The following is a 21,006-nucleotide window of genomic DNA, read 5'->3' on the forward strand; positions in this document are numbered from 1 at the left end:
GGTTCAGGTCCGATCTGCGCGGGGGTCGAAGGCGTCGCGGACGCCGTCACCGAACAGGTTGAAGGCGAGCGTCGTGATCAGCAGCGCCAGACCGGGGAACAGGATGAACCACCACGCGGTCGTGTAATAGTTCTGCGACGAGCTGATCATCCCGCCCCAGTCCGCGGTTGGCGGTGGCAGACCGAGCCCGAGGAACGACAACGTCGCCTGGGTGACGATCACGACCGGGATCAGCAGCGTGGTGTAGACGATCACCGGCGCCATCACGTTCGGCAGTACGTCGACGAACATGATCCGGCCGTCGCCCGCCCCCAGCGAGCGCGCCGCCTCGACGAACTCGCGCTCCCGCAGCGACAGCACCTGACCACGCACGATCCGGGCCACGGATGCCCAACTGAAGCAGCCGATCACCAGCACCGTGACGGTCAGACTGGGACCCGTCACCGACACCAGCGCGATCGCCACCAGCAGGAACGGAACCGACAGTACGACGTCGATCAGCCGGGCCAGGACGGTGTCGGTGATCCCCCCGAGGAACCCCGCAGCCAGCCCCAGCACGACTCCGATGACGACGGTGATCGCGGTCGCGATCACGCCGACGAGCAGCGAGACGCGGGCGCCGTACGCGATCCGGACCAGGATGTCCCGGCCGAGATCGTCGGTCCCGAGCCAGAACGTCCCGGTCGGCCCGCGCGGCAGGCCGTCCGGTGTCAGCCCGATGTCGCGGTACTGCTCGTTCGGCGGATGCCCGGTGAGCGCCGTGAACACCGGCGCGAAGATCGCCATCAGCACGATCAGCAGGATCACGACGAGCGAGATCATCGCCACCTTGTCCTTGCGCAACCGATGCATGGCGAGGACGAACGGACTCCGGCCCTCGATCGCCTTCGGCTCGTCGAGGACATCAACCATCTCGATGGCAGCGGTCATGATGCCTTCAGATCAGGTACGGCGGTGGACAGGTCCTCGCCCACCGTCAACGGGTAGAAGCAGGCGGTGCGGTGTTGCCAGGAATCGTCGAGCACGGCCTCGAGCGGCGGCTCCTCGGCCGCGCAGTCCAGCCTCGCCTTCGGGCACCGCGTGTGGAACCTGCACCCCTCCGGCGGGTTCGTCGCGGAGGGGATGTCGCCCCCGAGGATGATCTGCTCGCGACTGTCCGCCGTGTCCGGGTCCGCCACCGGCAACGCCGACAGCAGCGCGCGGGTGTACGGATGCCTGGTCTGGCTGAACAGTTCGTCGGTCGGCGCCAGTTCGACGATCTTGCCCAGGTACATCACAGCGATCCGGTTGCTCACGTGCCGGACCACCGACAGGTCGTGCGAGATGAACACGTAGGTCAGGTCGAACTCCTTCTGCAGGTCCGCGAGCAGGTTGATGATCTGCGCCTGGATCGACACGTCCAGTGCCGACACCGGCTCGTCGCAGATCACCAGCTTGGGCCGCAGCGCGAGCGCTCGCGCCACCCCGATCCGTTGCCGTTGGCCACCGGAGAACTCGGCCGGGAACCTGTTGTAGTGCTCGGGGTTGAGCCCGACCAGCTCCATCAGTTCCTGGACCTTCTTCTTCCGTTCATTGCCCGAGGCAATGTTGTGGATCGCGAACGGGTCGCCGATGATGGATCCGACCCGGCGGCGCGGGTTCAGCGAGCCGTACGGGTCCTGGAAGATGACCTGTACGTCGCGCCGCAGCGGCCGCATCGCCTTGCGGGAGAGCTTGGTGATGTCCCGGCCCTCGAACGTCACCGAGCCAGACGTCACGTCGTACAGATGCGCCATGCAGCGGGCCAGCGTGGACTTGCCGCAGCCGGTCTCGCCGACCAGGCCGAGCGTCTCGCCCTTGTGTACCTCGAGCGAAACGCCGGCGACTGCCTGCACCACTTCTTTGGAGTGCGTGGGGAACTCCTTGCGGACGTTCTCCACCTTCAGCAACACATCCTCGTTCATGAAGCGATCGCCTCGCTGTTCTCATGCGGTAGCCAGCAGGCCGACTGGTGCCGGGGATCGCGGGCGACGTCGATGAGCGGCGGCGCCTCGGTGCGGCACTTGTCGAACACGTGCGGGCAGCGGGTCGCGAACGGGCAGCCCTTGGGCAGACTGATCAGGCTCGGCGGTGTCCCCGGGATCGGGGTCAGCCGGTCACCGCTGCGGGCCGGCAACGACGCCAGCAGGCCCTGGGTGTACGGGTGATGGTTGCGGTAGAAGATGTCCCGGCGCGGTGCCCGTTCCATCACCGCACCGGCGTACATCACGACGACCTCGTCGGCCATCTCGGCCACCACGCCGAGGTCGTGCGTGATCAGGATGATCGCCGTACCGAACTGTTCCTGGAGCCGGCGCATGACGTTCAGCACCTGGGCCTGCACGGTCACGTCGAGCGCGGTGGTCGGCTCGTCCGCGATCAGCAGGGCCGGGTCGAGCGCCATCGCCATCGCGATCATCACCCGCTGCCGCATCCCGCCGGAGAACTGGTGCGGATAGTCGTCGATCCGCTCCGCGGCCCGGGGGATGCCGACCAGGGTCAGCAGTTCGGCGGCCCGTTTCCGGGCGTCCTGCTTGCTGATCTCGCGGTCGTGCGCCCGGATCATCTCCACGATCTGCCAGCCGATCCGGTACTGCGGATGCAGGCTGGACAACGGATCCTGGAAGATCATGCCGATCTGGGCGCCCCGCAGCCGGCGCAACGTCGACTGGTCCGCGGTGATCAGGTCGGTGCCGTCGAAGAACGCCGTACCGGAGACTGTGGCGCCGCGGGTGAGGCCGGTGATGGTCTGGGTGGAGACGCTCTTACCGGAGCCCGACTCGCCTACTACGGCGAGCGTTTGGCCGGCTTCGACGTCGTACGACAGCCCCCGGACGGCGCGGACGGTGCCGTCCGGGGTGTCGAAGGAGACCCTGAGGTCCCTTACTTCAAGCAGAGCCATGAGGTTGTCAGCCGCCCTGCTTGTCCTTGGACAGCCACACGTTCGTCGGGTCGTAGTTCTGCATCGACGGGACATAGACGGCGTTGTGGACCTGCGAGGCGTGGTAGTTCGCCTGCTTGTTGCTGGTCAGCGGGTAGAACGCGGCCTGCTCCATCACCCGGGCGTCGGCCTTGGCCCACAGGTCGGCGGCCTGGTCGTCGGTCGGCGCCGCGATCGCCTGCTTGATCATCGTGTTGGTCTCCGGGTCGTTGTAGAGCCCGAAGTTGCTGCCGACCGGCGGGAACGACGGCTCACCGGAGAACAGCGGGTTGAAGAACGACAGTGCCGCGTTGCCGTACCAGTCGGCGCCCCAGCCGGCCAGCGACAGGTCCCAGACGCCGCGCTGGGCGACGGTCGGCACCTGCAGGTACTTCACGTAGAAGTCCGCGTTCGGCGACGGCACGCCGACGACCGTGATGCCGACCTTGGACAGGTCCTGCTGGATCGTCTGGAAGGACTTGCTGCTGCCCTCGGTCGCGTTGCGGTACAGGAACTTCAGCGTCAGGTGCGGGAACCCGGCTTCGGCGAGCATCTGCTTGGCCTTGTCGGGGTTGTACGGGTACGGATCGATCTGCTTGGAGCCGAGGATCACGTCCGGCAGCACGTGGGTCAGCGGCGGGTTGAGCGTCTTGCCGCCGAGCACCTGCAGGATGTGGTCGCGGTTGATCGCGAAGCTGATCGCCTGCCGCACCTTCGGGTTCTGCAACGCCTTGTTGTTGTTCGGCGATGCGGTGTTGTAGATGACGTACGGGTTCGAGCTCGCCGTGTCACCGATGTTCAGGTTCGGGTCCTTCTTGGCCTGCAGCGCGGGCAGCTGGGACGGCGGCGGCGCGACGTCGAACTCCATGTCGGCCGACGGCGATCCGGTCTGCAGCTGCTGCTGGACCGAGTCCTGCGTGACGGTCTCGTTGACCAGGATCTTGTCGACGTACGCCTTCCGGACCGGGTCGGTGGCCGGGTCCCAGGCGGAGTTGCGGGAGTACGAGATCGACTTGGTCGGAACCCAGGAGTCGACCTTGTACGGGCCGTCGGACGGGAAGTGGTTACCGAGCTCGGTGCTGGCCGGCAGGTAGTTGAGCGACTCGACCGGGGCGGGGGAGAAGGCCGTCAGCGTCAGCATGCCGGTGAAGTACGCCGCCGGCTGGTTGAGGTGGAAGACGACCGTCGTGGCGTCCTTGGCCTCGACGCCCGGGAGCGGCGTCTTGTCGATGTAGTCCTTGATCCCGGCGATCGTCTTCGGCGCCTTCGCGAACCCGTCGGCGAACGCCTTGTAGCCGACGATCAGGTCGGCGAAGTCCGGGATGCCGCCGAACGGCTGGACCGGGTTGGCGGTGCGCTTCACGCCGAGGACCATGTCTGCCGCGGTCACCTGGCGGGCCGGCGAGGTGTTCCATTTGGCGCCGGGCCGGATCTTGAACGTGTACGTCTTGCCGTCCTTGCTCACCCCGCCGTTGTCGACGGTCGGGAGCTCGGTGGCCAGGTCGGCGACCGGGGTGGTGTTCTTGCCACCCGGATCCGCCGGGTAGGTGAACAGCTGCCTGCTCCACATCCGCAGGTTCTGATAGCCCACGGCGTAGTAGCTGAGGTTGGGATCCATGTAGTCGACATCGCCGGCCCCAAGGATGTTCAGGGTGCCTCCGCTGACGGGGGTGCCGGCAGAACCTCCGGATCCGGATACTGTTCCACCGCCGTTGCTACAAGCCGCGAGCACTATGCTCGCGGCGGCGGCAAGGGATAGCGCCGCCAGCCGTCTTCTGGCCATTGGTCCTCCTCCGGGACTCGATAGCGCCGAAGTTAGGACTTCCGGGCCCAGCCGGAACCGCGGTCACGCAACCGTCAAACAGATGTCAATCGCCGCCCGCCCGAACATGACGGATTCATGACAGCCGTAACGGCCATTGCGCCCGTCCGTGAGCGACACTGGGTCCGTGGCACACAGCTTGCTGCTGGTCGACGACGAGCCGCGGATCCGGCGGGTACTGCGACTTGCCCTGGAGGACGAGGGCTACGAGGTGGCGGAAGCGGCCAACGGGTACGACGCCCTGGCCGCGCTGCGCCGGGAGCCGCCGGACGTGGTGCTGCTGGACCTGATGCTGCCCGACCGGGACGGATTCACCGTCTGCCGGGAGATCCGGCGGTCCAGCGACGTACCGGTGATCATGGTGACCGCGCGGACCGACAGCCACGACGTGGTCGCCGGGCTGGAGGCCGGCGCGGACGACTACGTGACCAAACCGCTCGTCGCGAAGGAGCTGTCGGCGCGGATCCGGGCGTTGCTCCGCCGGGTCGAGCCGTCCAACGCGCGGCAGGCCGAGCTGGTCGAGATCGGCGATCTGCGCATCGACGTACCGGGTGCCGAGGTGACGCGGGACGGCGAGGCGCTGCCGTTGACGCGGACCGAGTTCAAGTTGCTGGCCGAGCTGGCCGGCGCCGAGGGCAAGGTGCTCAGCCGCGAGCAGCTGCTGTCGAAGGTCTGGGGCTACGGGTACTTCGGTGACAGCCGGATCGTCGACGTCCATATCCGCCGGCTGCGGCTGAAGATCGAGCGCGACCCGGCCAGCCCGAAGCATCTCGTCACCGCCCGCGGCCTGGGCTACCGACTGGTGAGCTGACCTTGCTGGGACGGTTCAGCCTGCGGAATCGCGTCATGCTGGCGTACGGGCTGCTAGCGCTCGTGCTGTCGACCGTCCTGGCGATCGTGACCTGGGGCGTGGTCTCCGACTACCTCAACAACCAGCGGGATTCGTCGGCGGTCGCGGTGACGGCGGACAACGCGGCGGCCCTGCGGTACGGGCTGTTCGGCGTACCGCAGCCGTGCAACCCGGCGCGGATCCGGGGCGAGTGCGAAAGCCTGGAGAAAGTGCCCGGCGTGCAGGTGATGGACCTGCTGAACAGCCTGCCGTCCTCCGATGCTGCGGCGTCGATGATGTACTTCGAGGGCCACTGGCACGCATTGACCGGCAAGCCGTCCGACCTGCCGCCGGACCTGATCCAGACAGCACTCGACGGGACCGTCGTAAGTCGCCGGATCGAGGTCAGCGGTCAGCCGGTGCTCGCGGTCGGCGTACCGATCGGGCGTCCGGAAGAGGCGTTCTTCGAGTGGCATCCGCTGACGGCTCTCGACAACACGCTGCTGAAGCTGAAGCTCACGCTGATCGCGGCGGCGATCGCGACGGCGCTGGTCGGGCTCGCGGTCGGGCGGCTGGCGAGCACGCTGGCGCTGCGGCCGCTGGCAGAGCTGACCCGGGTCGCGGACGCGGTCGCGCGCGGCAAGCTGGACGCGCGGCTGCTGGCCGAGGAGGACCGGGATCTCGGCGGGCTGGCGCGTTCGTTCAACCAGACGGCTTCGGCGCTGGAACGCCGGGTGGCGGCCGACGCGCGGTTCGCGGGTGATGTGAGCCATGAGCTGCGGACGCCGTTGATGACGATGCTCAACTCGATGCAGCTGATCCAGAACCATCGCGCTGAGTTGCCGGCCGCCGTACGGGAGCCGGTCGAACTGCTCGGCGACGACCTGGATCGCTTCCGCCGGTTGGTGATCGACCTGCTCGAGATCTCCCGCGACGACGGCGGTGACCGTGGGAGCCGGGAGATCGTCCGGATCGCCGACCTGGTTCGCGCGGCGGCCGACGCGACCGCCGGACGCGAGGTGACCACGGTCGAGCCCGAAGCCGAAGGGCTCACGCTGCAAGCCGACAAACGCCGGCTCGAGCGGGTGATCGCGAACCTGGTCGAGAACGCCGAGGACCACGCCGGCGGCTGCAAGGGCGTCGGCGTCGAGGCCGGCGGTCTGGGCGTCATCATCACCGTCGACGACGCCGGACCCGGTATCGCCGCCGAGGACCGCACCCGCATCTTCGAACGCTTCGGCCGCGGCGAAACCTCCGGCCGAGGCCGCGGCGTAGGCCTGGGCCTGGCCATTGTCGCCCGGCACGTCCAATGGCACCACGGCACCATCCAGGTAACCACCCGCCCCGGCGGCGGCGCCCGCTTCATCGTCGAGCTCCCCGCGAAAAGCAGCTGACGGTTCTTCGGCCCCCGGCTACTCTGGGGGCATGGCTACTTGCCTCTGTGTCTAGCTGGCGCACTCCATCTGACAGGTGAAGTGCGTCTACTAGTAATCACGGAGAGTAACCATCATGATCACCGCTCGCGGTGTTGATATTCGTGTCGGCGCTCAGCTGCTGCTGGCCGATCTTTCGTTCACAGTCGGTGCGGGCGACCGCGTCGGGCTCGTCGGCCGCAACGGCGCCGGCAAAACCACCCTGCTCACCACGCTGGCCGGCGAACGTCGCCCGGCGGCGGGCACCATCGCCGTGACCGGCTCCGTCGGCTACCTGCCGCAGGACCCGCGCGCGGCCGATCCCGCGATCACCGTCACCGATCGCATCCTGTCCGCCCGCGGCCTCGACACCGCCGTACGGGATCTCCGCGCGGCCGAGACCGCGATGAGCACCGCGACCGGCGAGGCGCAGGAGAAGGCGATGGCGGCGTACGCCCGCGCCGAAGCAGCCTTCCAGGCCGGCGGCGGCTACGCGGCCGAAGCGGAGGCGGCCCGGCTCGCGGCCGGTGTCGGCCTGCCCAACCGTGCGCTCGAACAGCCGGTCGGTCACCTGTCCGGCGGTCAGCGCCGCCGGGTCGAGCTGGCCCGGATCCTGTTCGCGCAGCATGAGATGCTGCTGCTCGACGAGCCGACCAACCACCTCGACGCCGATTCGGTGCTCTGGCTGCGGCAGTTCCTGCAGTCGTACGCCGGCGGCCTGATCGTGATCAGCCACGACACCGAGTTGCTCAAGGCAACGGTCAACCGGGTCTTCCACCTGGACCCGCAGCGGCTCACGATCGACATCCACAACACCGGCTGGAAGAAATACCGCGAACAGCTGGAAGTCGACGAGCGGCGCCGGCAGCGCGAGCGTGCCGTCGCCGAACGCAAGGCCGCGGTCCTGCACGCCCAGGCGGCGAAGATGCAGGCCGGTGCCAGCACCGCCATGGCGGCCAAGAACATGGCCCGTCGCGCGGACAAGCTGCTCTCCGACCTAGAGCCGGTACGCCGGTCCGCGCGCGTCGCCAAGATCCGCCTGCCCGCACCGGCGCCGTCGGGCAAGACCCCGCTGTCGGCCGTCGGCCTGAAGAAGGCGTACGGCGGACTGCAGGTCCTGAACGGTGTCGACCTGTCCGTCGACCGGGGCAGCCGGGTCGTCATCCTCGGGCTGAACGGCGCGGGCAAGACGACCCTGCTCCGGCTCCTCGCGGGCCGCGAACAGCCGGACGCCGGTCGCGTCGTACCCGGTCACGGCCTGCGGCTCGGGTACTTCGCCCAGGAGCACGACACGCTCGACCTGGCCGGCACCGTCCGGCAGAACCTGGCGGCGGTCGCACCCGGGCTGACCGACGGCGAGGTCCGGAACGTGCTGGGCTCGTTCCTGTTCAGCGGCGACGATGTCGACAAGCCGGCCGGCGTACTGTCCGGCGGCGAGAAGACTCGGCTCGCGCTCGCCGGGCTGGTCCACTCCAGCGCGAACGTGCTGCTGCTGGACGAGCCGACCAACAACCTCGACCCGGTGTCGCGGGACGAGGTCCTGGGCGCGGTCGGCAGCTACCCGGGCGCGATCGTGATGGTCACGCACGACGAGGGCGCGATCGAGGCGCTCCGTCCGGATCGAGTGCTGATCCTGCCGGACGCGACCGAGGATCTGTGGTCCGACGACTACCTGGAGCTGGTGTCGCTCGCATGAGTCAACCCTGGGGTTGAGGCTCGGGTTCCACCCGGGTCTCACCTCCGGGCTGACGTTCGGGCGGCCGGTTCCGAGGAGTGTTGTCATCAACAACAATTCCTCGAAAGGAACCACAGAAATGTCGGCCGTGATCGGTATCTTGGTGGGTCTGCTGGTGCTGGTGCGCGTGATCGGCCGGCAGGTGACCGGTTCGCTCGTCACTCAGAAGTCGCTGTTCCTGATGCCCGTGATCCTGCTGGGCGTCGGCCTGCTCTCGCTCTCGTCGGCCGTGCACAACGCGACGTCCGGTGAGCTCGCCTTCCTCGCCCTCGACAGTGTTGTGCTCGCCGGCTTCGGTGTCGCCCGCGGTGCCAGCGTCCGGCTCTCGCCGACCGACCAGGGCCTGTTCCAGAAGGGCACCGCTGCGACGCTCGTGCTCTGGCTGGTGACGATCGCGCTCCGAGTCGGTACGTCGTTCGCCTCCGCCGCGCTCTGGCCGCACAACAGCTTCGGTACGTCGACCCTGGCGCTGACCATCGGCGTCACGCTCGCCGCCCAGAGCGCGATGATCTACCGCCGCTCGCTGGCGATGAACATCCCCTTCGCCGCCGAACGGGTCTGATCCGGGCATGATGAGGGCATGAGCTCCAGGCTTGCCGACCAGGTGCGGACTTCCTCCGTGCCTGGTCTGCTGCTGCGGGCGGTCCCCGCCGTCCTGACGATCGTCACGGTCGCCTTCGCCGGCCGGGACAACGACCAGCAGCGCCTGCCGTACGGCGTGATCGTCGCCCTCGGCGTGATCGTTGTCGCCAGCAACATCTCGCTCTTCCGGCTGAGGTACGGCGAACCGCCCGGCCGGACTGCCTACGCCCTGCTGGCGTTCGCGATCGCCGGGTCGCTGCTGTGGTACGCCCTCCCGCAGAGCGTGATGCTCTTCGTCCCGTTCTGGGTCAGCCGGATAGCGGTCCGCTACTACCGGGCCGGGCTGCTCGAGTGGATCGTCGTGTCGATCGCCATCATCGGTGGAAGCGTGCCGCTGTACATCACTACGCGTTCGGCGCCGGGTGCGATCGGGGCGGCCTTCGGCGTGGTCGCGTTGACCCTGGCCGCGGTCAACCGGCGGAACCGGGAGCAGCAGCTGGAGGACCTCGAGGTGTCGCTGGCTCGTAAGCAGGCCGCGATCGAGGAGCATGAGCGGGCCGCGGCGCTGGCCGAGCGAGCGCGGATCGCGCGCGACGTGCACGACGTACTCGCTCATTCGCTGGCCGGGTTGTCGCTCAGTCTGCAGGGTGCGCGGTTGATGCTCGTGCGGGACGGCGCGTCGGCGGAGGCAGTCGAGCAGGTGACGCGCGCGCAGGGGCTGGCAGCTGATGGGTTGGCCGAAGCGCGGCGGGCGGTCGCGGCGCTGCGGGAGGACGCGGTTCCCGACGTACGGGCGCTCGGCGACCTCGTCACGGCGTACCGGCTGGAGAGTGGGGCGACGGCGGAGTTCGACGTGGAAGGTACGCCGCGGGAGCTGCCGGCTGACGTGATGAGCACGCTGTACCGGACTGTGCAGGAGGCGCTGGCGAACACCCGCAAGCACGCGCCGGGTGCGCCGGTGCAGGTCAAGCTGTCGTACGGCGACAGGGTCGGCCTGACCGTGGAGGACAGGCCGGGCAAGCGACCGGATCGCGCGGCGCCCGGCGGCTATGGTCTGGTCGGGATGCGCGAACGGGCCGACCTGGTCGGCGGATCAGTGGACGCCGGGCCGACATCCACCGGCTGGCGAGTCGAGCTCAAGGTGAAGGCATGACAGTGCGAGTGGTGGTCGCGGACGACCAGACCGTGGTGCGGGACGGGCTCGTCACGCTGCTCAAACTGCTGCCCGGCATCGATGTGGTCGCGGCGGCGTCGGACGGCCAGGAGGCGGTCCAGTTGGTGGCCGAGCACGGCCCGGACGTGCTGCTCGTCGACCTCCGGATGCCGACCATGGACGGCGTCGAGGCGACCCGGCAGGTGCGCGCGGATCATCCGCGGACCGAGGTCGTCGTCCTCACGACGTACAGCGATGACGACTCGGTGCTGTCCGCGCTCCGGGCCGGCGCCCGCGGATTCCTCACCAAGGACGCCGACGCAGAGTCGATCGGCCGCGCGTTGGAGGCCGCAGCCAACGGTCAGTCGATCGTCGACGCCGAGGTCCAGCGCCGCCTGATCGAAGGCACCACCGTCAAACCGCCCGAGCCCACCGACACCGGTCTCACGCCCCGCGAACTCGAGGTGCTCCGCCTGATTGCCGAGGGCCTGTCCAACACCGAGATCGCCAGGCATCTCGTCGTCAGCGAAGCCACCGTCAAGACCCACATCAACCACCTGTTCGCCAAAGCCAACCTCCGCGACCGAGCCCAGGCCGTCGCCTACGCCTACCGCCTCGGCCTCGCCTGACCCATCCGCTCGCCTTCACGGTCCGAACACCGGTTGTTCTTGCGACTGGGTTGCATCTGCTGAGCCCGGCGGCGTTTACTGGCGGATTGTGAGGCGATGGGAAGTGACTCGGCGGGAGTGGGTGTCGGTCCTGGGGATGGCAGCGTTCGTGCTGCTGTTGCATCTGGCCGGTTGGGGTGTGCTGGCGCTGATCGTGGCGCCGCGGCATTACCTGCTCGGATCGGCCGGCGTGTTCGGGGTCGGGCTCGGCGTGACGGCGTACACGCTCGGGATGCGGCATGCGTTCGACGCGGACCATATCGCCGCGATCGACAACACGACCCGGAAGCTGATGGCGGACGGGCGGCGGCCGTTGTCGGTCGGGTTCTGGTTCTCGCTCGGGCACTCGACCGTGGTGTTCGTGCTCTGCTTCCTGCTCGGGATCGGCGTCCGTACGCTCGCCGGACAGGTCGCCGACGACTCGTCCCGCCTGCAGCAGATCACCGGCGTCATCGGTACGGCGGTCTCGGGTGTCTTCCTGTACCTGATCGCCGCGCTCAACCTCGCCGTACTGGTAGCCGTCGTCAAGGTGTTCCGCCGGATGCGCACCGGCGAGTACGACGAGGCGTCGCTCGAGCAGCACCTCGACAAGCGCGGCCTGATGAACCGCATCCTGGCCGGCGTCACCAAGGCGGTCACCCGTCCGTGGCAGATGTACCCGATCGGCTTCCTGTTCGGTCTCGGCTTCGACACCGCGACCGAGGTCAGCCTGCTGGTGCTGGCCGGCGGCGCGGCCGCGTTCAGCCTGCCGTGGTACGCCGTCCTGACGCTGCCGATCCTGTTCGCGGCCGGGATGAGCCTGCTCGACACCATCGACGGCTGCCTGATGAACTTCGCCTACGGCTGGGCGTTCGCGAAACCGGTCCGCAAGGTCTACTACAACATCACGATCACCGGCCTGTCGGTCGCAGTCGCGCTGGTGATCGGCAGCATCGAGCTGATCTCGATCCTCACCGACAAACTGCACATCGATCACGGCCCGCTGGCCGCGATCGCCGGCGTCGACCTGAACTACGTCGGCTACGCGATCGTCGGCCTGTTCGTCCTCACCTGGATCACCGCCCAGGCGATCTGGAAGTACGCCCGGATCGAAGAGAAGTGGTCGGCCGCCCGCTGACTCTCGGTTGAGGCGTCGGTCGACTGTTCGGGCACCGAACCGTTGACAGCCGGCCGGGGTTCGGTGTGTGATCTGCGAAAGCGCTTTCGCCTACTCGTGTAGATTCGGAATGAGGCCGCCAATGCACGGTTCGATTCGGAAGCTCGTGGCAGGGCTGGCGGTCGGGCTGCTCGCCGCCACCCAGCTCGCCGTACCTGCGCAGGCCGCGGGTGATCCCGGGATCGTCTTCAGCAATCCGGTCGCCGCCGACGGCATCGCCGCCTGGCCCGGCGACGCGGACAAGACTCCGGAGCACGCCGCGTCGACCAGGCTCGGAGTGCCGTGCTGGCAGACGAGCAACGACCCCAAGGACCAGTACATCTACCTGAACATCGACGCGGCGCGGATCCCGGCCGGCGCAACGGACGCGGTGCTCACGGTCAACTACTTCGACACCCCGGGCCAGCAGCTGACAGCGCAGTACGACAGCGTCAGCGCCGCCTTCACCCCGCTGCCGTGGTTCACGTTTCCAGGCAGTGGGGCATGGGCGAGCACGCAGTTCCGGATGTCCAACGTCAACTTCCAGAACCGCGCGAACGGCGCCGACATCCGGCTGATGGCGAATGCGCCTGGTGGCGTCATCAACTCGGTCTGCATCAGTTCGGTGAGCATCTCGTTCGCGGACACGACCGGCATCACGGTGACCAACCAGAGCCTGGTCTTCCAGCAGGGGACCGGTAGCGTCGCGCTCACCTCGACCGCGTCGTCAGTTGCCTGGAGCATCACCGACGACCAGTACCTGCCCGTTGCCTCAGGCAACACCACGAACGGCTCGGTCAACGTCGCAAACCTCGGGCCGGGCTTCTACAACCTCCGCCTCACCGCGGGTGACACGGTCGTCGGTACGACGCTGGCCGTCATCCCACCGCTCCCGGCCGGAACCCAATCCCCACAGGGCAAGTGGGGTGTCAACACCCACATGAACCACTACTACAACCTCAGCAGCGCCCTGATCCGCACCCTCGCTCTCGCCGGCTTCTCGCACATCCGGGAAAGCCTCGAGTGGCCGCGGATCGAGTCCGGCTCACCGGGCAACTACGCGGTCGATCCGCAGGAGGACGCGGTGATCGCGGACGCCAAGGCGAACGGTCTGACTCCGCTGCTGGGCACCGGCTACCGCAACCCGCTCTACGACGGCGGTCACACGCCGAGCACACCGGAAGGCCTCGCGGCATACGGCCGCTACCAGAGCTGGTGGCTGAAGCACTTCGCAGGCACGACCAACGACATCGGGACGTACAACGAGTACTACCAGCCCGGCTTCAACGACAGCGCCTGCGGTATCACGGGTGCGTGCTTCGTCCAGCTGATGAAGGCGGCGTACGAACAGACCCATGCCGACAACCCGAACGCGAACGTCCTCGCGGACATCGGCCCGAACAAGGGCGACACGTCGTTCCGTGACCAGATCCTGTCGCTGGGCGGGCTGGCCTACGTGGACACGATCGACGCGCACATCTACACGTTCGGCGGCCCCGAAGGCGATCTGGACACCCAGATCCAGAGCCTGCGTACCCAGTCCGACGCGCACGGGGGCGCCGGCAAGCCGATCTGGATCAGCGAGGAGGGCTACCCGACCGCGGCGAGCTTCGGCGGCTCGATGCTCGACCAGGCCCGCAAGTCGATCCGCAACGACACGATCATGATCGCGAACAACGTCAGCCAGTTCTACTGGTACGACGCGCTCAACGACGGCACGAACCTCGACGACAAGGAGAGCACATTCGGCCTTCTGCAGGCACCGGCCGGACCGATCGCCGGCATGGCGCCGAAGCCGGGCCTGGTCGCGAAGGCGACCACGATCCGCGCCCTGACCGGCCTCGCCTACAGCGGCCGCGACACGTTGGCAGCGCCGCTCTACTCGTACCGCTTCGGCTCCGGTACGTCGACCACCCGCGTGCTCTGGTCGACCGGCACCGGAACGTCCACGGTGCAGCTCAATACCACCGTCCCGCTCGCGGTCACCGACATGTACGGCCACAAGACCACGCTGACGCCGACCGCGGGCGTGGTCACGATGACCGTCGACCAGGACCCGGTCTTCGTGAAGGGTGCGGCCACGGGCGTCGCCGTCACCGCGACGCCCCAGGCAACGGTCGCCGCCGCCGACCCGTCGAACTCCCAGGAGCCGACGGCGGTCACGGTGACGATCAAGGGCTCCGTACACAACGCCGGCCCGGCAACGGTGACGGTCGCTGGTCAGACCAAGCAGGCGCTGGTGCTGCCCGGGAAGAAGACCACCGTCACGATCCCGGTCCCGGCGAGCGACACGCTCGGTCTGCGGCATGTCGTCGCGACCGTCTCCCGGCTCGGCAAGACGACCGCTCGCCTGGTTGCCTGGACCAGTGTCGAACCGGCGACGAAGGTCCGGGTCGTCCCGCAGCTCACAGCCTCCGCGCCGACCGGTCTCGGCGTAGAGCTGACCAACACGAGAGCCAGTTCGTCGGCGACGATCCAGGACCTGAGCTGGACCATCGCCGGCCAGCACGGTACGGCGGGCGCGGGACAATCGATCGCACCGGGGCAGAAGGCAACGATCAGCATCCCGGTCACAGGACTCGCGCCGTGGAAGGCCTACGCGTACACGGTCGACCTGACCACGTCCGACGGCAACAAAGTCTCCGCGAAGGGCACCACGGCGTTCGACCCGATCGTGCCTTCGGCAACAACTCCGGCGAGCTCGATCAACCTCGCCACCGACGCCAGCTGGATCGCCTTCACCCGACCCTGGGGCGGCGCCGCCGACCTCTCCGGTTCGGCCAACTTCCAGTACGACGCAACTGGTCTGACCATCAACGCCGCCGTCACGGACGACGTCTTCTCGCAGACTGAAACCGCCCCGAACCTGTGGCGCGGCGACAGCCTGCAGTTCGCGATCAGCAACGGCCTGCCCGGCGAGAATGCGACCGCGACGGAGCTCGGCACCGCGTTGCTGCCAACCGGTCCCGCCGTCTATACGTTCGGTACGTCGGACGGCAGCCCGACCGGGACCACACCCGGCGCGACCGCGGCGATCACGCGCGCAGACGGCGTCACGTCGTACCGCGTGAAGGTGCCGTGGACGTCGCTCGGGTTCGCGAGTCAGCCGGCTGGCCCGGTCGCGCTCTCGCTTGCACTGAACGAGAACGACGGCGCCGGGCGGGTCGGGGCGCTCCAGTGGGCGAGCGGCATCGTCACCGGGAAGACCACGACCCTGTTCCTGCCCGGGACGTTCACCAGTTAGTTGTGCGGGGGGCGGTCGATCCTCTAATCTCGACGTATGAACAAGTCTGCAGATGTGCAGGGTATCGACGATTGTCGGGTTCGCCTGGTCAATCCTGAGCGCGTGGCCAGCGTCAACGCCAGGATGCCCGGCGAGGACGACATCGTCGATACCGCTGACGTCTTCGGGCTGCTCGGCGACCCGCGGCGGCTGAAGCTGCTGGTCGCCCTGCTCGACGGGGAGCTGTGCGTCTGCGATCTCGCCGCGATCACCGGTCTCAGCGAGTCCGCGACCTCGCATGCCCTGCGCCTGCTCCGCGCCCACCGAGTGGTCTCGGTACGGCGTGACGGCCGGAACGCGTTCTACCGCCTCGACGACGCGCACGTCCGGATGCTCGTCGACCTGGCCGTCGCGCACACCGAACACACGGACGCCATCCACCCGGAGAGGTCCGAGTCGTGAGCGCGGGCCACGGGCACGGACACGGACACTCGGTGGGCGCTGCCGCGGACAAGAAGCTGCTCGGCGGAGCGCTCGCGCTGATCCTCGGCTTCATGATCGCCGAGGTGATCGTCGGGTTCGCGGCCGGTTCGCTGGCCCTGGTCACCGACGCGGCGCACATGCTGACCGACGCGATCGCCATCGCGCTCGCACTGCTCGCGATCCGGCTGGCTGCGAAGCCGCCGGCGGGCGGATTCACGTACGGCTTCAAGCGGGTCGAGATCCTGTCCGCGCAGGCCAACGGCATCACGCTGCTGCTGCTCGCGGCGTACTTCGTGTACGAGGCCGTCAGCCGGATGATTCATCCGCCCGAGGTCAAGGGCGCGCTGGTGCTGATCACCGGCGTGGTCGGCATCGCGGTGAACCTGCTCGCCACCTGGCTGATCAGCAAGGCGAACCGGTCCAGCCTGAACGTCGAGGGCGCGTTCCAGCACATCCTCAACGACCTGTTCGCGTTCATCGCCACCGCGATCGCCGGTCTCGTCGTACTGCTGACCGGGTTTGCCCGGGCGGACGCGATCGCCGCGCTCGTGGTCGCCGTACTGATGCTGAAAGCCGGCATCGGGCTGGTCCGCGACTCCGGCCGGATCTTCCTCGAGGCAGCGCCGAGCGCGATCGATCCGCAGGCGCTCGGCACCGAGCTGTGCGCGATCGAGGGCGTCGTCGAGGTCCACGACCTGCACGTCTGGGAGATCACTTCCGGCGAGCCGGCCGCGTCCGCGCACATTTTGGTTGCCGAGGGCCTCGACTGTCACCAGATCAGGATCCAGATCGAGCAGGTGCTGGCCGAGCGGCACCACCTGACGCACTCCACGCTCCAGGTCGATCACGCGACCGCGGCCGCCGATGAGGCGCACTGCAGCGACGCGCACGGCGTCGTACATCGGTCGATCACAACCGCTGGGCGAGCACCTGGCCCCGCCATTCCTCCGACCCACTGACCTCGGTGAAGGGCTCGGTGCGGGTGAAGCCCTGCCGCTCGTAGTACCGGACCAGAGCGCCGTCGCCGCCCGCGAAACAGTCGACCCGGAGCAGGCCCACGCCGGACTCACGGGCCAGCTTCCGGGCATGGTCGAGCAGGATTCCGCCGATGTTCTGGCCCGCGGACGCGCGGTCGGACACCAGGAGCCGCACGTACAGCTCGGGCTCGTCGACCGGCGGGATGTGCGCGTGCGCCGTACCGACCGCAACGGCACCGACCACGCGGCCGTCGGTCTCGCCCACCCAGAGCCCGCCGTCGTCGGCGAACCCGGTGATCTGCGCGACCCGTCGCGGGCTGGTCGAATGCCGCCTCGTACCCCACTGGTCGGTTCGCCCGCGCGCGACCAACCACTCGGTCGCCCCGTCGAGGAGGGCCAGCACCGCCGGTACGTCGTCCCGCCCGGCCCGGCGGATCGTCATCTGCACAGTCCCCAGAATAGGTTGGCCGGTGGATGTCGAAAGCCCGTCCGCAGTCTCTACCAAGAGGTGTAGAGAGGAGCTCACCATGAGCCAGAAGACCGGAAAGCTGGACAAGACCTTCACCGCGCCGCTGCTCAAGAGCGACGCCAAGGGCGGCTGGACCTACGTGCAGATGCCGGGTTCGGCCGAGTACTTCGGGACGCGCGGCCTGGTCAAGGTCCGCGGAACCATGGATGGCCATCCGTTCGAGAGCTCGTTCATGGCCCTCGGCGACGGCACCCACAAACTGCCCGTCAAGGGCGACCTGCGCACCCTCCTCGGCAAGGAGCCGGGCGACGAGATCACGGTCTACCTGGAAGAACGCCTCGGCTGAGGTTCACTCCGGGTGTTCGCGTGTACACCGGCACGACATCGAGTGGCACGTCGCGGGTGACCAGTCCGCAGGCCACCGGCTCGCCGGTCCAGGCGTCGTACCAGCTGCCCTCGGGCAGGTACGTCGTCCAGGTAGTGACGCCCGGCTCCAGGACCGGGTTGACCAGCAGATCGTCACCCAGCCGGTATTGGTACGGGTGGTTCCAGATCTCCGGGTCGTCCGCGTGGTCGAAGAAGAGCGGACGGAGCAGCGGACGGTCGGTGGCGATGGTCCGTGCAGCCTGCTCGGCCAGATAGGGGACGAGCTGCTCGCGGAGTACGGCGTACTCGCGGAAGATCGGGATGACACGGTCGTCGCCGGTGGTCTCGGCGACGTGCCACGGCGTCCGATCGCGGAGAGGACGCTGGTGGTGGTTGAACTCCGAGTGGTATTGCATGATCGGCAGGAAGGTCGACGCGGCTGTCGCGCGGAGGTACAGCTCCGCGTCCGGGACCGGGCCGGAGAAGCCGGCCAGGTCCCAACCCCAGTAGACGATGCCGCACGACGCCGCGGTCAGACCGGCTGTGATCGACGACCGGAACGCCTCCCAGGTCGAGTCCTCGTCGCCGGCCCAGAAGATGCCGTGCGCCTGCGAACCGGTGAAACCGGCCCGCGAAAACGTCACCGGCGCCTTGCCCGCCGACCGCAGCAGGTCGCCGAAGGCACGGGCGTAGTGCACCGGGAACACATTGTTTCCCTCGCCGCCACGGCGACCGTCGGCGTATCTCAGGTCGTGACCCCAGGCGTGCTCGCCGCCGTCGGTCTTGAACCCGTCGACGTCGAACTCCTCGACCAGGTAGCGGCGCTTCTCGGTCCACCAGTCCCGGGTGCGTTGCACGGACAGGTCGGGCATCAGCGCCTTCGGGAACCACCATCCGCGGTTGTGGTACGGCGTACCGTCGGTCTCCAGGACCGCGTGCCCCGCACGCACCATCGCGGCGGCGTCGGCGGCGACCTGCCCGGTGTCGAACTCGCTCTTCTGCAACGGGATCTGCCAGAGCACGACCTTGATGCCCCGCCGGTGCAACTCGTCGATCATCGCCCCGGGATCCGGCCAGGCGCCGTCCTTCGGGTAGCTGAAGTCCGCGGCCTTGTGAGCGGTGCCGTCCGACGTGACGGCGTACTGCGCGTCGCGCCAGATCGTGATGCCTTCCTCGTCGCTCCAGGCCTCGATCACCACCGTGCCCACCGGGATCTCCAGCTCCCGGTGCGTGTCCATCCGGGCCATCACCAGGTCCTGGGTGTTCCACTCGTTGCCGGAGGCCCACAACCGGAAGATCCAGTCCGGCAGCTCCTCCGCCCGGCCGACCTCGTCCAGGAAAGCGGTCAGCACCTCGGTCGGCGATCCCTGGTAGATGCCGAGGTCAACCACCGGTTCGTCGCCCAGGGCAACCTCTACGGTGAGTCCCGAGTCGTCGGAGCTGAACCACGCCCGGCGGGAGGTCCTCAAGTGGAATCCCCAGCCGCCGTTGACGACGTGGGCGAACGGCATCGGCAGGTACGTTCGCCCGTGCACACCCTGGGCCTTGTACTGCTCGAACACCATCGCGTCGAGCTGCTTCCCGCGCTGATCCAGCTGGTCGTACCGCTCGCCGAAGCCGACCAGGTGATCGCCGGCGCTCAACGGCAGCCTGAACCGGGCCCGATGGACACCTTCCGCGGACACGAGCCACTCGACGCCGGTCACGCGACCCTCGCCGCCGCGCAGCTCGCCACCTTCGTGTGTCCACCGCGCCGGTGAGACCTCGAACCAGGCAGTCGTCCCGGCCGAGCTCCGGAACCGGTAGCGCACCGGTTCGGTCACCGGCGGAGTCACCACCGACCAACCGTCATCCGCGCCGAGCGACTTCGCCTGCGCCTCGCTGAGATGGCCTTCGCCACCGGCCAGCGCCGCCGCGTCGGCCGTCGCCGTCTCGGCTCGTGACATGTCGAGCGTCAGCGAACCCCACTCGCACACGACAGCGGTGACGTCAGGTGGAGCGACCACCCCCAGGCGGACCTGTTCCCCGACGAGCGGGAGCACCGGCACCCGCTGGTCGGGCGAGTTGGCGTAGGGATGTTCGATGCCGTACGGGCGATGGATGAGCATTCAGACCTTCTCGGGGAGCACGCCGAGCTCGTCGGCGAGGATCAAGTACATGCCATGGGACCAGAGCAGGGGAGTGGCGACAGTGCCCCAGCGGGCGATCCACTCGTCCCGGGAGCCGGGGTGGAGCAGGTGATGGGGGACCTGCTCGGGGAGCTCGCCGTCCGGCGTGGCCTGCTCGGCGATCCAGCGGAGGTGTCGCCACGCGCCGGCGGTGTCGCCGGCGGCAGCCAGATTCCAGCCGAGCAGTGCGGACAGCAAGATCCACTGGCCGCCGCCGTAGAAGACATCCGCCGTGAAGCGGTGCACACCGCCGTCCGCGTCGAGGTCGTCGGCCACCGCGGCCAGCGTTGCCGCGCCGACCTCGCCCTGGACCAGTCCGAACGGGACGACACAGGCCGGCAGCGAACCGTCGACCGCCGACGTCCCGAGCCACTTGGTCAGCCGACCGTCATAGATGCCTTCAGCAAGCACTAGTGAACGGATGCGCTCGGCAACATCCAGTACGGCGACGTCGGTGTACGGCGCAATGGCAACCAATCCGCCGTAGATCGCACCGAGTGTGGAGACGTGCCGCTGCTCGACGTGCTCCTCCCACCAGTCGTAACAAGGGCGGTCCCAGAACGCGACCAGGTAATCGACCGCGACATCGATGCCGCCCCGCCACCGGTCGAGCTCCAGCCCGTGCCGCGCCGCATGGTTGACCAGCGACCACAGCCAGATCCCGTAGCCGTCGGTCTGGAAGTCCCACCACGGATCCGACCCGTCGGCGCCGTCGAACGTGAACCGGGTCGGCAACATCGCGGCATCGTCCGGCCTCTCCCCGCGTGCGTGCGCCGCACACAGCACATCCACCTGGCGACGGCGGCTCCGCAGTACGCCGTCCACCCAGTCGTGGAAGCGCCCCGCCGACCTGACGTCGCCGTACCGCGAGATCCCCTCCGCGGTAAACGATCCGTCCCGCAACCACGCATACCCCCGGTACGCCGAGAAGGCAGGCGCAGCCGGGTACGCCCCACCAACATGCTGATGCTTGGTGATGACCGCGTGGCTGTACTCGGCCAACTCACGCAGCCTTTCCACATCCGCCGGCACCGCCCCTCCCTCGT

The 21,006-nt window shown here is 68.4% G+C and carries 18 protein-coding genes; 11 read left to right on the forward strand and 7 right to left on the reverse strand.

Annotated elements, in window-relative coordinates; genetic code table 11:
* Positions 1-3: 3 nt before the first annotated feature.
* From ACQPYH_RS10705 to ACQPYH_RS10720, 4 genes are read right to left on the reverse strand one after another with little or no spacing between them, the layout of a single operon-like run.
* Entirely contained in the window at positions 4-930 is a 927-nt protein-coding gene (locus tag ACQPYH_RS10705; protein ID WP_432889598.1) for an ABC transporter permease, read from the reverse strand.
* Positions 927-1,943 carry an ABC transporter ATP-binding protein gene (locus ACQPYH_RS10710; RefSeq protein WP_432889600.1) on the reverse strand — a complete coding sequence of 339 codons (1,017 nt, stop codon included), beginning with the start codon at positions 1,941-1,943 and terminating at the stop codon, positions 927-929. Before ACQPYH_RS10710 ends, ACQPYH_RS10705 begins: the two co-directional genes overlap by 4 nt.
* Positions 1,940-2,920, reverse strand: coding sequence for an ABC transporter ATP-binding protein (locus tag ACQPYH_RS10715; RefSeq protein WP_432889602.1), 981 nt, complete (start codon positions 2,918-2,920; stop codon positions 1,940-1,942). The genes ACQPYH_RS10710 and ACQPYH_RS10715 overlap by 4 nt, the downstream gene beginning before the upstream one ends.
* A gap of 7 nt (positions 2,921-2,927) precedes the next feature.
* Positions 2,928-4,556 (reverse strand): ABC transporter substrate-binding protein, encoded by a 1,629-nt coding sequence (locus tag ACQPYH_RS10720; protein WP_432889604.1) that lies wholly within the window; start codon positions 4,554-4,556, stop codon positions 2,928-2,930.
* A 331-nt stretch (positions 4,557-4,887) separates the two neighbouring features.
* Between ACQPYH_RS10720 and ACQPYH_RS10725 the strand changes: the two genes are divergently transcribed.
* From ACQPYH_RS10725 to ACQPYH_RS10770, 10 genes are all read left to right on the forward strand, one after another.
* The gene (locus ACQPYH_RS10725; RefSeq protein WP_432889606.1) at positions 4,888-5,571 is read left to right on the forward strand and encodes a response regulator; all 684 of its coding nucleotides are present in this window, start codon (positions 4,888-4,890) and stop codon (positions 5,569-5,571) included.
* A gap of 2 nt (positions 5,572-5,573) precedes the next feature.
* Positions 5,574-6,983, forward strand: coding sequence for a HAMP domain-containing sensor histidine kinase (locus tag ACQPYH_RS10730; RefSeq protein WP_432889608.1), 1,410 nt, complete (start codon positions 5,574-5,576; stop codon positions 6,981-6,983).
* A gap of 115 nt (positions 6,984-7,098) precedes the next feature.
* Positions 7,099-8,697, forward strand: coding sequence for an ABC-F family ATP-binding cassette domain-containing protein (locus ACQPYH_RS10735; RefSeq protein ID WP_432889610.1), 1,599 nt, complete (start codon positions 7,099-7,101; stop codon positions 8,695-8,697).
* A gap of 118 nt (positions 8,698-8,815) precedes the next feature.
* A complete protein-coding gene (locus ACQPYH_RS10740) occupies positions 8,816-9,298 on the forward strand; it encodes a hypothetical protein (protein ID WP_432889612.1) in 483 nt (160 codons plus the stop codon).
* Between the two features lie 18 nt (positions 9,299-9,316).
* Positions 9,317-10,471, forward strand: a complete 1,155-nt coding sequence (locus tag ACQPYH_RS10745; protein ID WP_432889614.1) for a sensor histidine kinase — start codon at positions 9,317-9,319, stop codon at positions 10,469-10,471.
* Positions 10,468-11,100 carry a response regulator gene (locus tag ACQPYH_RS10750; protein ID WP_432889616.1) on the forward strand — a complete coding sequence of 211 codons (633 nt, stop codon included), beginning with the start codon at positions 10,468-10,470 and terminating at the stop codon, positions 11,098-11,100. Before ACQPYH_RS10745 ends, ACQPYH_RS10750 begins: the two co-directional genes overlap by 4 nt.
* A 103-nt stretch (positions 11,101-11,203) precedes the next feature.
* Complete coding sequence (locus ACQPYH_RS10755) at positions 11,204-12,256, forward strand: HoxN/HupN/NixA family nickel/cobalt transporter (protein ID WP_432889618.1); 1,053 nt, start codon at positions 11,204-11,206, stop codon at positions 12,254-12,256.
* A 121-nt stretch (positions 12,257-12,377) separates the two neighbouring features.
* Positions 12,378-15,518 (forward strand): sugar-binding protein, encoded by a 3,141-nt coding sequence (locus ACQPYH_RS10760; protein ID WP_432889620.1) that lies wholly within the window; start codon positions 12,378-12,380, stop codon positions 15,516-15,518.
* Positions 15,519-15,554: 36 nt separating this feature from the next.
* The gene (locus ACQPYH_RS10765; protein ID WP_130445030.1) at positions 15,555-15,959 is read left to right on the forward strand and encodes an ArsR/SmtB family transcription factor; all 405 of its coding nucleotides are present in this window, start codon (positions 15,555-15,557) and stop codon (positions 15,957-15,959) included.
* Positions 15,960-15,991: 32 nt separating this feature from the next.
* A complete protein-coding gene (locus tag ACQPYH_RS10770) occupies positions 15,992-16,939 on the forward strand; it encodes a cation diffusion facilitator family transporter (protein ID WP_432889622.1) in 948 nt (315 codons plus the stop codon).
* Here the strand turns inward: ACQPYH_RS10770 and ACQPYH_RS10775 are convergent.
* Complete coding sequence (locus tag ACQPYH_RS10775; protein ID WP_432894374.1) at positions 16,890-17,399, reverse strand: GNAT family N-acetyltransferase; 510 nt, start codon at positions 17,397-17,399, stop codon at positions 16,890-16,892. The two genes, ACQPYH_RS10770 and ACQPYH_RS10775, sit on opposite strands and share 50 nt — an antisense overlap.
* Before the next feature lie 85 nt (positions 17,400-17,484).
* Between ACQPYH_RS10775 and ACQPYH_RS10780 the strand changes: the two genes are divergently transcribed.
* Entirely contained in the window at positions 17,485-17,772 is a 288-nt protein-coding gene (locus tag ACQPYH_RS10780; RefSeq protein WP_130445032.1) for a DUF1905 domain-containing protein, read from the forward strand.
* Here ACQPYH_RS10780 and ACQPYH_RS10785 read toward each other — a convergent pair.
* Complete coding sequence (locus ACQPYH_RS10785) at positions 17,741-19,900, reverse strand: TIM-barrel domain-containing protein (protein ID WP_432889624.1); 2,160 nt, start codon at positions 19,898-19,900, stop codon at positions 17,741-17,743. The genes ACQPYH_RS10780 and ACQPYH_RS10785 overlap by 32 nt on opposite strands.
* The gene (locus ACQPYH_RS10790) at positions 19,901-20,992 is read right to left on the reverse strand and encodes a glycoside hydrolase family 15 protein (RefSeq protein ID WP_432889626.1); all 1,092 of its coding nucleotides are present in this window, start codon (positions 20,990-20,992) and stop codon (positions 19,901-19,903) included.
* Positions 20,993-21,006: the final 14 nt, after the last annotated feature.

It is taken from the genome of Kribbella sp. CA-245084 (assembly GCF_050942355.1).
Taxonomy (GTDB): domain Bacteria; phylum Actinomycetota; class Actinomycetes; order Propionibacteriales; family Kribbellaceae; genus Kribbella.

Excerpts from the sequence above, each read along its gene's own strand:
- ACQPYH_RS10785 (WP_432889624.1), bottom strand. The coding sequence starts at position 19,900 with ATGCTCATCCATCGCCCGTACGGCATCGAACATCCCTACGCCAACTCG.
- ACQPYH_RS10715 (WP_432889602.1), bottom strand. The coding sequence starts at position 2,920 with ATGGCTCTGCTTGAAGTAAGGGACCTCAGGGTCTCCTTCGACACCCCG.
- ACQPYH_RS10710 (WP_432889600.1), bottom strand. The coding sequence starts at position 1,943 with ATGAACGAGGATGTGTTGCTGAAGGTGGAGAACGTCCGCAAGGAGTTC.
- ACQPYH_RS10775 (WP_432894374.1), bottom strand. The coding sequence starts at position 17,399 with ATGACGATCCGCCGGGCCGGGCGGGACGACGTACCGGCGGTGCTGGCC.
- ACQPYH_RS10740 (WP_432889612.1), top strand. The coding sequence starts at position 8,816 with ATGTCGGCCGTGATCGGTATCTTGGTGGGTCTGCTGGTGCTGGTGCGC.
- ACQPYH_RS10765 (WP_130445030.1), top strand. The coding sequence starts at position 15,555 with ATGAACAAGTCTGCAGATGTGCAGGGTATCGACGATTGTCGGGTTCGC.
- ACQPYH_RS10750 (WP_432889616.1), top strand. The coding sequence starts at position 10,468 with ATGACAGTGCGAGTGGTGGTCGCGGACGACCAGACCGTGGTGCGGGAC.
- ACQPYH_RS10735 (WP_432889610.1), top strand. The coding sequence starts at position 7,099 with ATGATCACCGCTCGCGGTGTTGATATTCGTGTCGGCGCTCAGCTGCTG.
- ACQPYH_RS10745 (WP_432889614.1), top strand. The coding sequence starts at position 9,317 with ATGAGCTCCAGGCTTGCCGACCAGGTGCGGACTTCCTCCGTGCCTGGT.
- ACQPYH_RS10705 (WP_432889598.1), bottom strand. The coding sequence starts at position 930 with ATGACCGCTGCCATCGAGATGGTTGATGTCCTCGACGAGCCGAAGGCG.
- ACQPYH_RS10780 (WP_130445032.1), top strand. The coding sequence starts at position 17,485 with ATGAGCCAGAAGACCGGAAAGCTGGACAAGACCTTCACCGCGCCGCTG.
- ACQPYH_RS10720 (WP_432889604.1), bottom strand. The coding sequence starts at position 4,556 with ATGGATCCCAACCTCAGCTACTACGCCGTGGGCTATCAGAACCTGCGG.
- ACQPYH_RS10760 (WP_432889620.1), top strand. The coding sequence starts at position 12,378 with ATGCACGGTTCGATTCGGAAGCTCGTGGCAGGGCTGGCGGTCGGGCTG.